Below are 12058 nucleotides of genomic sequence, written 5' to 3'. Positions count from 1 at the left end.
CTTTGCTTCTCTGCAGGCATGACACCAAGACACGTGTTAATCGCTGGGGCCAGCATTGCTGGGCCAGCTCTGGCCTACTGGCTCCACCGTTATGGCTGGGACGTCACCGTCGTCGAACGGGCGCCCAACCTCCGCACGGGTGGTCACAACGTCGACCTTCGGGGCCCAGGCCGCGAAGTCATTCGCCGTATGGGGCTCGAAGCCGCCGTGCGCGCCGCCAGTACCGGTGAAGTCGGCACCCGTTTTATTGGGCAGGACGGTCAGGTGGTCGCCGAATTTCCGGTCCGCCCTGGGGAGGACGACAGTGCCACCGCCGAACTGGAAATCCTCCGCGGGGACCTGGCGCAGCTCCTGTATGACGCCACGGCGCAGGACGTCACCTACCGTTTCGGTGACCGGATTCAGGCCCTTCACGATGAAGGCCAACAGGTTGCGGTGACCTTTGAGCATGGACCAGCTCAGACGTTCGACTTGGTGGTCGCCGCCGATGGCCTGCACTCCAAGACCCGTCACCTCATGTTTGGCGACGAACCTCAAGTCAAGCCCGTGGGCCAGACGATGCTGTTCCTGACGATCCCTCGTCAGGCTTCGGATGTGAACTGGTGGCAGTGGTACACCACCACCCATGGCCGGGCCGTCCATCTGCGCCCTGACCGGTACGGGACCATTCGCGCGCTGCTGTCTTACACCTCGGGCAAAGCCAACGCGCCTCACCCGTCCGAAGAGGAGCAGCAGCAGCTGTTCCAACAGAAGTTTAGGGATGCAGGCTGGGAAGCGAACCGAGTCCTGAACGGCCTTCAACAGGCAGACGATTGGTACTTCGACGTGCTGGCCCAGGTCAAGGCGCCTCGGTGGTCACAGGGACGGCGGGCGATGGTCGGGGACGCGGCGTACTGTGCCAGTCCGATCAGTGGGATGGGGACCAGCTTGGCGCTCACCGGCGCCTATGTCCTGGCGGGGGAAGTGGCGGCGCACGTGGATGTGCGTGATGGGCTTAGGGCGTATGAACGGCTGATGCGGCCGTATGTGGAGCAGGCGCAGCGCCTGCCGCCGGGAACGCCCCGCCTGGCCAATCCGGAGACGCGCCTGGGTGTGGCGGCGTGGCATGGCCTGATCAGAGTGCTGGCGGCGGCACCGAAAGGGTTGGCCGGGGTGCTGACCTCGAAGAAGCCGCCCATTGAGCTGAGTGACTATCGCCATCTGGAGCAAGGGCGGTAGACAGGCCGGTTTGAGAGAAGTCGGCCTCCAAGAGAGTTCGTGGGTGAATGCTCAGGATGTTCGCCTACGGCCGAGCGACCAGCTGACTTACTGCCCACTTTATCGACACAAGCACCCAATGTAATGTCCCGGCAATCTACCGGCCAGAAGCTGGAAAAACACTGTCAAGTCGCGGCAAAGGGGTGGCCCGCATACTCATTTCAACGAACGGGACGCAGCCCACAGCAGCAAACCCCGAACGCACCCAGGGAGGGAATACTGATGAAGGAACCAGACACCACTGACCAGCTCGCTGTCTTCGTCCTGACCGGCTTCCGGTTCATCCTGCCGAACGACACCACCGCTTCGGAAGGATTCCAGGGCTTCCTGGAAAGCACAGTCGACTGATGATGGCCTCTTTGCCGTACGTCCACACCTTCCTGCCTCTGGACCTTGATCTGGGCCCGCAGGCGTCTGCTCTCACCCTTCAGGAGGATTGACATGAACAACCACTTCACTGTGCAGAACGAACTCGACGGCGTGGCCGTCCTGGCCCTGACCGGTTACGTCCTGATTATCGCCAACGATGAGCAGCCCGCTTTCGACAGCCTGATCGCGGCTGACGTCAAATAAAGGAGACCTGACATGAACAACTTCACTGTGCAGAACGAACTCGACGGCGTGGCCGTCCTGGCCCTAACCGGTTACGTCCTGATCATCGCCAACGACGAGCAGCCCGCTTTCGACAGCCTGATCGCGGCTGACATTAAATAAAGGAGACCTGACATGAACAACTTCACTGTGCAGAACGAACTCGATGGCGTGGCCGTCCTGGCCCTGACCGGTTACGTCCTGATTATCGCCAACGACGAGCAGCCTGCTTTCGACAGCCTGCTGACCAGCGAAGTCCTGTAATCCACGCCCCGAGAGCCGCCCCCAGGTCTAGCCTGGGGGCGGCTCCCTTTGTTTCTCCGTGCTTTCTCTCTGGCCTGCGTACCGTGCGCGTGACCCACCAGGAGGGGGGAAACATGGACGTATTGCAGGCGACGAACCTCAGAAAGTCGTACCGGTCCGGGGCGCAGGTGGTGGAGGCGGTGCAGGGCGTGAGCCTGAGCTGCCGTGCAGGCGAGGTGGTGGCGTTCCTGGGCGCAAACGGCGCCGGGAAGACCACCACGCTAAAGATGCTGACGGGCCTGATTCGCCCTGACAGCGGCGAGGTGCGTATTTGCGGCGGCGACCCCCACGCAGATGTGCGGGTGCTGGAACGCATCGGTGCGGTGCTGGAGGGCAACCGCAACACCTACTGGACGCTGACCGTGCAGGAAAACTTCGAGTATTTCGGCGTGCTGCGCGGCCTGAGCCGCGCGCAGGTGCGCCGCCGCGTGCCGGGCCTCCTTGAAGAATTTGACCTGACCGACAAGCGCCACACGCAGGTGCAGCGGCTGTCGCGCGGGATGCAGCAGAAGCTGGCCATCGCGCTGGCTGTCCTGCCAGAGCCGCAGCTGCTGCTGCTGGACGAGCCGACGCTGGGGCTGGACGTGCAGGCGACGCTGGACATGCAGGCGCTGGTCAGGTCGCTGGTGGCGCGCGGCTGCGCGGTGCTGCTCACGACCCACCAGCTGGACGTGGCGCAGAAACTCTCGGACCGGGTGGTCATCATGCGCCGGGGGCAGGTCATCACCGAGCAGCCCACCCGCGAATTGCTGCGCGCCTACAGCGGCAGCGGCTTTGACCTGCGGTTTGAGGGCACCCTAAGTGAGCCTCAGCGCCGCGCGCTGCTCAGCCTGGGTGCCGAGGAAGTGGAGCCGGGCCGCCTGTCGTACTTTGGGCCGGGCGCGCTGCTGTACGAGGTGCTCGATGCCCTGCGGCCCCTGGAACTGCGGGCGGTGACCCCCGGCGAGGTGGACCTGGCCGACGTGTTCCTGCGGGTCAACAGCGAAGCGGAGGTGGCGTATGCGTGACGCCGCGCGCCTTTTTCAAGCCGAGTGGCTGCGCTCGGTCATCCTGATGCGCCGCTACCTGGGCAACACGGTGGGCAGCGTGCTGGGCCTGACGGTCGTGTTTCTGGGGTTGTTTTTCAGCACGCGGTACGTGTCGGGCATGAGCAGTTTCGGCGAGCGGCTGGACAGCGTGGTCGTGGGGTACGTACTGTGGTCGCTAATTCTGTTCGTGCTGGCCGACGTGAGCATGGACGCGCAAAATGAGGCGCAGACCGGCACGCTGGAGCAGATCTGCCTGTCCCGCTTTGGGCTGACGCGGGTGTTCGTGCTGCGCAGCCTGACGCGGGTGGTGTGGACCCTGCTGATGAACGCGGTGGTCCTGAGCGTCATCTGTCTGGTCACGGGTACGCGCCTGCACCTGAGTCCCTGGCTGATCGTGCCGGTCGCCTCAGCGCTGATGGGCGCGTTTGGGCTGGCCTTTATGTTTGGGGCGCTGGCCCTGGGCGCCAAGCGCATTCAGCAGCTGCTGAACCTGGCCAATTTTGCCCTGCTGTTCGTGGTGATGACGCCGTTTGAGAAGACGGCCCCCGCCCTGTTCCCCCTGCTTTCGCTGCTGCCGATGGTGCCGGGCGCGGCGGGCGTGCGGACTGTCATGGTGGACGGCAGCGCCCCGAGCCTCCTGAGTGCGGCCGTCATGCTGATCGGCGGCGCGCTGTGGTTCGGGCTGGGCATGCAGGTGTTCCGCCGCGCCGACCGCGCGGTGCGGACACGCGGTCTGCTGGGGAGCTACTGATGACGCCCCCCTGCCCCCCGGCTGCTCACCTGCATGGGTTCCGCCTGGAGCGGCTGCGCCCCCTGCCAGTCCTGGGTGGGTCGTTCGGAGAGTACCGGCACGAGAGCGGCGCGCGGCTGCTGCACGTGGCGGCGCCCGACGAAAGCAGCGCCCTGAGCGTCTCGTTCCGCACGCCCGCCTGGAGTGACGCGGGGCACCCACACGTTCTGGAACATCTGGTGCTGATGGGTTCGCGGCGCTTTCCCGGCCGCGACGCCTTTCAGGCGTGGCAGCGCTGGCAACTGCTGGATTACCTGAATGCCAGCACCACCCGCGACTGGACGGCGTTCACGGCCTCTGGCACGGTGCCCGGCGACCTGCTGGAGACCCTGGACTTCCTGCTGGACGCGGCCTTTCATCCGCTGCTGGAAGACGGAGCGTTCCGGCAAGAAGCGTGGCGCGTGCAGGCCGACGGCTCGCTGGGCGGCGTCATCCTGAACGAGATGCGTGGGGCGCAGGCCCACCCGGCGCGGCGGCTGCGCGAAGCGGCCGGCGCGGCGCTGTTTCCGGGCTCGCCCTACGCCTGGCAATCAGGCGGCACACCTGAAGCCCTGCCAGACCTCACGGTGCAGGCCGTGCGGGCCTACCACGCGCAGCACTACGTGCCGGCCAACCTCACGGTGTTTGTGTACGGCCTGCTGCCGCTGCCCGAGGTGACGCGGCGCGTGGACGAGGTGCTGCGGGAGCTGCGGCGCGGTGAGGCGGCCCCCGCGCCACAGCCGGTCTCGGCCGGGGTGCCCAAGTGGACCGTGACGCACCCCAGCAGCGCCCAGACCCTGGTGGCGTGGGCCCTGCCAGCCAACCTGACCCCGCTGGAGGTTCAGGGCCTGAATGTGTTGGGGCTGGCGCTGCTGGGCCACCCGGACGCGCCGCTGCCCCGCGCCATGCGGGCGCTGGGCGGTCCACTGGCCGACGGCAGTGGCCTGCACGCGGACACCGCCCAGCCCGTGCTGGCCGCCGGGGTGGCGGCGGCCGTGGACGGCAGCGTACTGCTGGAGACCCTCCTGAAGGTGGTGCGTACTCCGCTGTCTGAGTCAGAGGCGCGCGCGGCGCTGGGCCGCTACACCCTGAGCGCCCTGGACACCCAGCACCACGGCTTTCCGTACGGCGTCCAGCTGTCCTTTGACGTGCTGGGCGCGGCGCACCACGGCTACGACGCGCTGCCGCAGGCGCTGGCGGGTGCGGTGCAGACGCTTCAAAGCCTGCCGGACCTGCCGGGCTTCCTGACGGACCTGACGCGCCGACTGGTGGTAGACAATCTGCACCGCAGCGTGGTGCAGCTGGCCCTGGCGGCTGACCCCGCCCCCCGCACCGGGGTCCCGGTGCCGGCCGAGATGAGTACTCCTGAGATGACTCACGCCCCTGCCCAGATCAGCGCACGCCCAGGGACGCTGGCCGAACGGGTTCGTCTGCCCCGTGCGGCGGCCCTTCACGCGGGCGAGGTTCTGGATGTACCGGTGCAGGCGGCGCAGGTAACGGGCGCCCTGACGCAACTGAGCGTCAGCCGGGATCTCAGGAGCCCTCTGACGCTGCTGGGCTGGCTGCCCGCCTACCTGGCTGTGCTGCCGCGCAGCCCGCTTGGGCAGGCACTGACGCGTGAAGTGCAGGCCCTGGGCGCAACCTGGAGCGTGAATGCGGACACCACGCACGATCCACATGATCCGGCCCAGGTGACCCTGAGCGTCACCCTGAACGTGCGGGGCCTGAGTGGCCGCATGCCCGACGTGCTGGCCCGGCTGGGCCAGGACTGGACAGCTCTGAGCCCCGTGTCCGTGGACGCCCCCCAGGCCCTGCGTGACCGGTCCGCCCAGCTGCGCACCCACCTGACCACGCAGGCGGCGCAACTGGGCATGCTGCGCGCCGCGCTGGCCGTCAATCCCGGTTTTGGGGTCCGGGAGCTGTGCGACGGCACCACCGGACACGACCTGCTGACGGCGGCGGCGGCTCACCCAGCGCTGGACAGTACGCTGCGCGCCCTGCATGCCGCCCTGTGGTCCCGCGAAGGCTTGCGCGCGGTAGTTGTGGCCGACGCACCCGGCGCGGCGTTGCCTTCCGTGCTGCGGCCCCTGCTGGCGGGCTTGCCGACTGGCGTCAGCGGCGCGCTGCCCCCTCTGAGCGCCGAACCGACCTGGCCAGCGCTGACCGGCTCGGCGGCGCTGGCCTGGCCAACGGTGCCTTACGCGCACCCCAGCGCCCCGGCCTTTGCCCTGCTGGGCCGCGCCCTTCAGGACGCGCTGCACGCCCCGGTGAGGGCGCAGGGCGGCGCGTACGCCGTGACGGTTCGCGCTCTGCCAGAAGCGGGGGTCATGCTGGCTGTCTCGGCGCGCGACCCGCACCCAGAGCGCACGCTGGAAGTTTTCCGCGCGGCGGCCCGCCACCTGCCCGACCTGCGCGGCGAGGCCCTGGAAGCTGCGCGGCTGGGCGCCGTGCGGCAGGTGCTGCCCCTGCGTTCACAGGCCATGCAGGCGCGGCAGGCGGCCCTGGACGTTCAGTTCGGGTTCGAGCCGCACCGCGCGGCGTTCCTGCGGGGCCTGCTCTCGGCCACACCAGACGATCTGGACCGTGTGGCGGCCAGCCTGACCGCCCCCAGTCTTCCCCCTGACCGCCCTTCTCTGGCGGTTCCCGCTGTTGCCCTGGGGGCCCTATGACCACGGACCATCCGGCGCTGCCGGTCTTTCGCCGCGCGCTCGCGTGGGTGTCGGCGCACCTGGACGCCTTTCATCCCGACCACGCATTCGTGTCGGACCATTCGCTGCGCGTCAAGCCGTTCATTGAGCTGGTGTTCGTCCTGAACCCCTTTCTGCGGCGCGGCCTGCACCATCAGGAGCCGCACCTCGCGGCCCTGGCGGCCTTCTGCGCACAGACGTTCAGCACCTACGATTTTGCCGCCTTCGCGCATCAGGACCCGGCGGGCCTGATCGTGTTCGCCCTGCGCGATGAATTTGACGCGCTGTGCGGGCGCGCTGCGGCGCGGGACGGCCTGCTCGCCCGTTACCGGCAGACCGGCCTGCCCGACCTGGTGCGGGTGAGCCGCACGCCCTACCGCGCGATGGACCTGGCCTACAGCGTGGCGCGCGCTGAGCTGCATTTTGACCCCCGGTCGCTGCTCCCGGACCTGCCCCGTACGGTGCTGGGGACGGGGCGGCCCCTGCCCCACTGCACCGATTCGGACCTGTATTCACTGACGCACACCCTCTTTTACCTGGCCGACCTGGGCGAGGCGGACCTGAGGGCGTGCTGGTCAGACACAGCGGGGCTGGGCGAGACCCTGTGCGGGGCGCTGGGCCTGACCCTGCGCGCGGGCAACGCAGACCTGAGCGGCGAACTGCTGATGTGCCTGGCCTTTCTGGGTGAAACCGACTCGCCAGCGGCCCGCCTGGCCTGGGAGCGGCTGGCGGCCCTGCAACTGCCGTGCGGGGCGGTCCCTGCCCCCAGCTACCGCCCTGGGCGGGACGACGCGGCGCCTGACAGCCAGGCCGGCCACTACCGCTTCACGCAGAGTTATCACACCACGCTGGTGATGCTGGGCGCGGCGATGCCTGCCCTGTTTCCTGCGGCCCACAATCTCCCCGAACTGCCCGCGCTGGGTACGAAAGTGCCGGTGGCCTCATGACGGCGCTCCTGCCGCCGCCAGTGCCCGCTGCCCCTCTGGAAACCCAGGCGTGGCTGACGGTGCTGAACGACACGCTGCCGCGCCAGGTGTTCGGCCCGGAAGCAAGCCGGGACGTGCAGCAACTGGCGACCATCTGCCGCAGCCTGCTGTGCCTGCCCGCCGGGCTGGCCCTGCCGGGCGACACCCGACTTCAGCGGGTGATGGGCGCGCTGCTGCGTCATCCCCTCTGGGAGGACCTGCTGCTCACGAACGCCGAGTGGCTGCACCCGGCCCTGCCAGCCCTGCACCTGTGGCACCGGCACTGGGCGGCCCTGCCGGGCGCACTCAGGCCGGTGCAGCGCACGCTGGACGCCCAGCTGCTCACCCGCGCCGAGTGGACGCCCATGCACCTGCTGGACCTGAGCGTGCACCTGCACGCCCTCCAGGCCGACGGCCTGAACCTGAGCCGCGCAGCCCTGCCCGTTCCGGCGGACGTGGCGCAGACCTCTGCCCTGGGCACCGGCGCCCCAACCTGGCTCTGGTGCTACGAAAAGGTCAGCGTCCTGAACTATCTGCTGCGCGCGGCCCGCAGCGGCGGCCTCGCGGTGCCGACCTGGAGCACCGGGGTCACGGCGGCCAATCTCATTCACGCGCTGCGGGGCTTGCAGGCCCCAGACACGGCCGACCGCGAGGGCGCGCTGCGGGCTGCGGCCGACCACGCGCTGGCCCACGCCCTGAGCGCCGCGCCCAGTTCGCCCCTGCTACGCCGCGCGCTGCAAGTCGCGGCAGACACCCTGGCGGCGTGGCCAGATCCTCAGGACCGCTGGTTGTGGCCCGTGGTGGCCGCCAATCTGGGCGCCGCCGCCAGCCAACTAGAGCCCCTAGTCCCCTCAGGAGACCCACAAGATGCGCGTCGTTCCCTTTGACTTTGAAGCGGCTGCCCGCTGGGCAGCGGACCTGCTGACCCTGCCCCTTTCAGAAGACGCGGCCCAGCTGGCGCGCGACACGGTTGCCTGCGCTGGTCTGACGGTGCCGGCGCTGCCGGCGCAGGCCGAGCCCTTACCCCTGACCACCTGGCTGGACCTGGAGTCGGCGGCGCTTCAGGCGCAGGTGCGGGCGGCGCTGGTCCGGCCACACCCTGCCGGGCTGGACCCACTGGCCGGCATGGTCGTGCCCGGCTGCGCGTTTGCGGCCTGCCGGGACAATGACCTCTCCCTGGCTGCGGCGCTGCTGGAGCTGCTGCTGCACTGGCGCAGCCCCCACGCCGTGGACGTGGCGGATTTTCTGGCCTTCCAGCAGCGGGCCGACGGGGCGTGTGGGTATCTCAATCCACTGCGGCCCGCGCCATTCGCGCGGCACGAGGCGGCCCTGCGTTTCCACCTGCCCGCCACACACGCGGTCACCCGCGCGCTAGCGGCCTACGAACTCAGCGAGGTGGCCCGTGTCCACGCTTGAGGTGCGCGACCTGCGGGTGCGCTTTGGCCGCGCGGAAGCGCTGCGCGGCGTAACGCTGAGCCTGCGCCCCGGCGTGACCGGCCTGGTCGGCGCGAATGGAGCCGGTAAGAGCACGCTGATCCGCACCCTGGCGACCCTGCAGCGCCCCAGTGGGGGCCAGCTGGTCTGGGACGGGCAGGACGTGACGCGGCGCCCTAATGCCCTGCGCCGCGTGCTGGGCTACGTGCCGCAGTCGGGGGGCGCGTATCCGCAGCTCACGCCCACTGAATTTTTGCAGTACATGGGGGCCGCCAAGCGCCTGAACGCGCGCGCGGTGGACGCCCAGATTCCGGCGCTGCTGGACGCCGTGAACCTGAGTGCGCACGCGGGGAGGCCCATCGGATCCTTCTCGGGCGGTATGGCGAGGCGGGTGCTGATTGCCCAGGCGCTGCTGGGTGACCCGGCCCTGCTGATTCTGGACGAGCCCAGCGTGGGCCTGGACGCCGAGGAACGCGCGCGCTTTCAGGCGCTGCTGCGCGAGCAGGGCAAGCGGGCCGCCGTGCTGCTGGTCACGCATATTCAAGAAGACCTGGACGCGGCAGCTGGCCGGCTCCTGACGCTGGAAGGAGGCGTCATTGCCGGAGAGACGGTGCAGCGGCGCACGCCTTCCCCGGTTAGCGGCCCCTTTCCCCTTCCCGAATGGGAGGTGGCCCGTGCCTGACCTGCTGTGGTTGCTGGCGCTGGAACTGCGGCTGCGGGCGCGGCAGGGTGGGTTGCCTCTGCTGGTGCTGAGCATGGTGGTGGTCACGGCGCTGTACCTGCCTGCCAGAGACGCGGCCTACCTGACCCTCAGTGTGGACGGCCAGCGCGGCGTCTACTCGTGGGCCTGGGTCGGCCTGGTGACGGGCATCCTGGGGGCGCTGGCCTTCAGTCTGGCGGCCTTCTTGCTGGTGGGCCGCCGCCCTCAGCGCGACGCGGCGGCTGGCGTGTGGCCCGTGCTGACGGCCAGCCCGGCCTCGCGCGTGGCGCTGCTGGGGGCACGCACCCTGGCCGATACCCTGCTGCTGTGGGCCCTGTGGGGCGTGGTCTTGCTGGGCAGCGCCGCCGTGGTGGCCGCGCGGGCCGAAGCCACAGGCGCGCCTGACCTCCCAGGTCTGCTGCTGCCCGGCATACTGATTGCCTTTCCGGTGCTGGCCCTCGTGGCGGCCCTGGGGACCCTGCTGGACTCTGTGATGCCCCGCGCCCGTCTGGGACGCGGCGCGGCCGGGGTGATGCTCTGGACCGCGCTGGTCGGTGCCGCGCTGGGCACGCCCGCGCCTGTCCCAGACCTACTGGGCGTCCGCGAGCCGCTGCGGCAGGCGACGTTGGCCCTGACGGGCCATGTCCCGGAGCCGTTCACCCTGGCGCAAAGCGGCGTGAACGTGGGCCTGGCTGCCCGCACCGCCCCCCTGGTGCCCCAGCCCTGGACGGGGCTGACCTGGACCCCCACCCAGGTTGCCGAACGTGCTCTGCCGCTGGCGCTGGCCGCGCTGCTGGTGGGTGTGGCGGCCCTGATTGACCCCAGGCGTGGCCAGCCCCGTGCGGCGCGTCCCGTGGGTGCAGCCCGCACCCTGCGGCCCTGGCCCCTGCCAGCCCGGTCAGGGTTGCGGCTGGCTGCCCTGGACCTGCGCGCTGCGCTGCTGGGCGTGCCGCGCTGGCTGCCCCTGCTGGCGGCCTTGCTGGGCGCGGCGGGCCTGAGTGCCGCTACGAATCCCGGTTCACCGCTGCTGCCTCTGCTGCTGATTGTGGGCGTGCCGGTGGCCACGCGGGTGCTGTTTCAGGACCGCGCCGCTGGTGTAGAAGCCCTGCTGGGAACCGTACCGGCTGGCGCGGCGCTGCCCCTGGTCCGAGCCGCGACGGCGTTCGCGGCGCTGCTGGTGCCCACGTCAGGTGCGCTGCTGGTGCTGCTGCCCACCCGCCCCGACCTGAGCCTGGCGCTGCTGGCGTCTGCGCTGTTGACCGCGCTGCTGCTGCTGACCCTGCGTGACCTGGCGGTCAATGACGCCGCCAGCGAGGGCCTGCTATTTCTGGCGTGGTATCTCGGGCCGTTCAATCACCTGGGGACCCTGGACACGCTGAACCCCGAGCACACCCCCCTCGTGCTGGTCCTGAGCGCCGTCCTCATCGCCGCGCATCTGGTCCGCCGCCTGCCCCGCCGCTTCTCGGAGGTACCCGTATGACCACTCCGGCCCCCACCCTGCCGCCGGTTGCGCTGCATGACACGACCGGGCTCTACCTGACCTTTCTGGGTGCCGAGCAGGCCACACTGGACGGCCAGACCCTCAAACTGCGCCGCCGCTTCTGCGAGATTCTGCTGATTCTGGCCACCAACCCCAACGGCTTGACCGGGGGGCAGCTCTCGGCGGCGCTATACGGCGAATGGAGCGACACCCAGAACCAGGCCGTCGAAGTCCACCGCCTCTCCAAGTTGGTGGAGCTGAGCAGTAAACCCTACCGGCTGGTGCGGGTGGTGGGCGCGGACTTTCTGAGCGTGCAGGACCTCTTGATGGAGGGCCGGACCCGTGAGGCCGCGCTGCTGTACCGAGGGGAACTGCTTCCCCTGTCAGATGCCCCGGCGGTGAACGAGTACCGCGAGTATCTGCACGAGAGCATTCGGCAGGCCGCCCTGCTGAGTCAGGAACTGGAGCCTCTGTGGACGCTGGTTGCCCGCTTTCCAGACGACCTGGAACTTATCGAGGCGCTGAACGAGCGGCTGCCGCGTGAAGACGTGCGGCGCGGGATGGTTCAGGCCAGGATGCGTCTGGCCCAGCGCCGGCTGTGCGCTTCTTGACCCGTTGTGGCCTGCGTGGCGGCCGTCCATGAACCGCTTGAGTCAAGTTGAGGTAGATGTGATCCGCATAGCTAAGGTGCAGGAGAGCCGGTTCAAGGCCCGGCGGCGGTATTCCGCGTCAGAATCGTCCATGTAGACCGCTGTCCGTAGTGGTGACTCGCTCCTCTATGAAGCTGTGCTGGCCCACTCACCTCAGGGCGCTTGAAAGACCTCAGGGCCAGATTCCTGTTCAG

14 protein-coding genes are annotated in these 12058 nt (G+C 69.2%); all 14 read left to right on the top strand.

Going from position 1 to position 12058, the window contains the following annotated elements:
• The first annotated feature begins 18 nt into the window (after positions 1 to 18).
• The 14 genes from GO986_RS02530 to GO986_RS02485 all read left to right on the top strand — a co-directional run bounded on the left by GO986_RS02530 (position 19) and on the right by GO986_RS02485 (position 11825).
• The gene (locus GO986_RS02530; protein WP_157457632.1) at positions 19 to 1218 is read left to right on the top strand and encodes an FAD-dependent oxidoreductase; all 1200 of its coding nucleotides are present in this window, start codon (positions 19 to 21) and stop codon (positions 1216 to 1218) included.
• A 261-nt stretch (positions 1219 to 1479) separates the two neighbouring features.
• On the top strand, positions 1480 to 1605 hold the full coding sequence (locus tag GO986_RS23185; RefSeq protein WP_255449180.1) for a hypothetical protein: 126 nt from the start codon (positions 1480 to 1482) through the stop codon (positions 1603 to 1605).
• 93 nt (positions 1606 to 1698) lie between these two features.
• On the top strand, positions 1699 to 1830 hold the full coding sequence (locus tag GO986_RS23180) for a hypothetical protein (protein WP_255449179.1): 132 nt from the start codon (positions 1699 to 1701) through the stop codon (positions 1828 to 1830).
• Between the two features lie 12 nt (positions 1831 to 1842).
• Positions 1843 to 1971 (top strand): hypothetical protein, encoded by a 129-nt coding sequence (locus tag GO986_RS23175; RefSeq protein WP_255449178.1) that lies wholly within the window; start codon positions 1843 to 1845, stop codon positions 1969 to 1971.
• A gap of 12 nt (positions 1972 to 1983) precedes the next feature.
• On the top strand, positions 1984 to 2112 hold the full coding sequence (locus tag GO986_RS23170) for a hypothetical protein (RefSeq protein WP_255449177.1): 129 nt from the start codon (positions 1984 to 1986) through the stop codon (positions 2110 to 2112).
• A 113-nt stretch (positions 2113 to 2225) separates the two neighbouring features.
• Positions 2226 to 3158 (top strand): ABC transporter ATP-binding protein, encoded by a 933-nt coding sequence (locus GO986_RS02525; protein ID WP_157457631.1) that lies wholly within the window; start codon positions 2226 to 2228, stop codon positions 3156 to 3158.
• Complete coding sequence (locus tag GO986_RS02520; protein ID WP_157457630.1) at positions 3151 to 3930, top strand: ABC transporter permease; 780 nt, start codon at positions 3151 to 3153, stop codon at positions 3928 to 3930. The genes GO986_RS02525 and GO986_RS02520 overlap by 8 nt, the downstream gene beginning before the upstream one ends.
• Positions 3930 to 6617, top strand: a complete 2688-nt coding sequence (locus GO986_RS02515) for an insulinase family protein (protein ID WP_157457629.1) — start codon at positions 3930 to 3932, stop codon at positions 6615 to 6617. The genes GO986_RS02520 and GO986_RS02515 overlap by 1 nt, the downstream gene beginning before the upstream one ends.
• Entirely contained in the window at positions 6614 to 7582 is a 969-nt protein-coding gene (locus GO986_RS02510; protein WP_157457628.1) for a DUF6895 family protein, read from the top strand. Before GO986_RS02515 ends, GO986_RS02510 begins: the two co-directional genes overlap by 4 nt.
• Complete coding sequence (locus GO986_RS02505; protein WP_157457627.1) at positions 7579 to 8487, top strand: hypothetical protein; 909 nt, start codon at positions 7579 to 7581, stop codon at positions 8485 to 8487. Before GO986_RS02510 ends, GO986_RS02505 begins: the two co-directional genes overlap by 4 nt.
• On the top strand, positions 8468 to 9016 hold the full coding sequence (locus tag GO986_RS02500; RefSeq protein WP_157457626.1) for a hypothetical protein: 549 nt from the start codon (positions 8468 to 8470) through the stop codon (positions 9014 to 9016). Before GO986_RS02505 ends, GO986_RS02500 begins: the two co-directional genes overlap by 20 nt.
• Positions 9003 to 9716 carry an ATP-binding cassette domain-containing protein gene (locus tag GO986_RS02495; RefSeq protein WP_157457625.1) on the top strand — a complete coding sequence of 238 codons (714 nt, stop codon included), beginning with the start codon at positions 9003 to 9005 and terminating at the stop codon, positions 9714 to 9716. The genes GO986_RS02500 and GO986_RS02495 overlap by 14 nt, the downstream gene beginning before the upstream one ends.
• The gene (locus tag GO986_RS02490; protein ID WP_157457624.1) at positions 9709 to 11214 is read left to right on the top strand and encodes a hypothetical protein; all 1506 of its coding nucleotides are present in this window, start codon (positions 9709 to 9711) and stop codon (positions 11212 to 11214) included. Before GO986_RS02495 ends, GO986_RS02490 begins: the two co-directional genes overlap by 8 nt.
• Positions 11211 to 11825 (top strand): helix-turn-helix domain-containing protein, encoded by a 615-nt coding sequence (locus tag GO986_RS02485; protein ID WP_157457623.1) that lies wholly within the window; start codon positions 11211 to 11213, stop codon positions 11823 to 11825. The genes GO986_RS02490 and GO986_RS02485 overlap by 4 nt, the downstream gene beginning before the upstream one ends.
• Positions 11826 to 12058 lie beyond the last annotated feature (233 nt).

Source organism: Deinococcus arboris, from assembly GCF_009755355.1.
Classification (GTDB): Bacteria; Deinococcota; Deinococci; order Deinococcales; family Deinococcaceae; genus Deinococcus; species Deinococcus betulae.
This window is presented reverse-complemented; position numbering and strand designations above follow the sequence as displayed.

Coding starts and splice junctions, on each gene's coding strand:
- GO986_RS02500 (WP_157457626.1), top strand. CDS start 8,468: ATGCGCGTCGTTCCCTTTGACTTTGAAGCGGCTGCCCGCTGGGCAGCG.
- GO986_RS23170 (WP_255449177.1), top strand. CDS start 1,984: ATGAACAACTTCACTGTGCAGAACGAACTCGATGGCGTGGCCGTCCTG.
- GO986_RS02515 (WP_157457629.1), top strand. CDS start 3,930: ATGACGCCCCCCTGCCCCCCGGCTGCTCACCTGCATGGGTTCCGCCTG.
- GO986_RS02530 (WP_157457632.1), top strand. CDS start 19: ATGACACCAAGACACGTGTTAATCGCTGGGGCCAGCATTGCTGGGCCA.
- GO986_RS02485 (WP_157457623.1), top strand. CDS start 11,211: ATGACCACTCCGGCCCCCACCCTGCCGCCGGTTGCGCTGCATGACACG.
- GO986_RS23180 (WP_255449179.1), top strand. CDS start 1,699: ATGAACAACCACTTCACTGTGCAGAACGAACTCGACGGCGTGGCCGTC.
- GO986_RS02520 (WP_157457630.1), top strand. CDS start 3,151: ATGCGTGACGCCGCGCGCCTTTTTCAAGCCGAGTGGCTGCGCTCGGTC.
- GO986_RS23175 (WP_255449178.1), top strand. CDS start 1,843: ATGAACAACTTCACTGTGCAGAACGAACTCGACGGCGTGGCCGTCCTG.
- GO986_RS23185 (WP_255449180.1), top strand. CDS start 1,480: ATGAAGGAACCAGACACCACTGACCAGCTCGCTGTCTTCGTCCTGACC.
- GO986_RS02525 (WP_157457631.1), top strand. CDS start 2,226: ATGGACGTATTGCAGGCGACGAACCTCAGAAAGTCGTACCGGTCCGGG.
- GO986_RS02505 (WP_157457627.1), top strand. CDS start 7,579: ATGACGGCGCTCCTGCCGCCGCCAGTGCCCGCTGCCCCTCTGGAAACC.
- GO986_RS02510 (WP_157457628.1), top strand. CDS start 6,614: ATGACCACGGACCATCCGGCGCTGCCGGTCTTTCGCCGCGCGCTCGCG.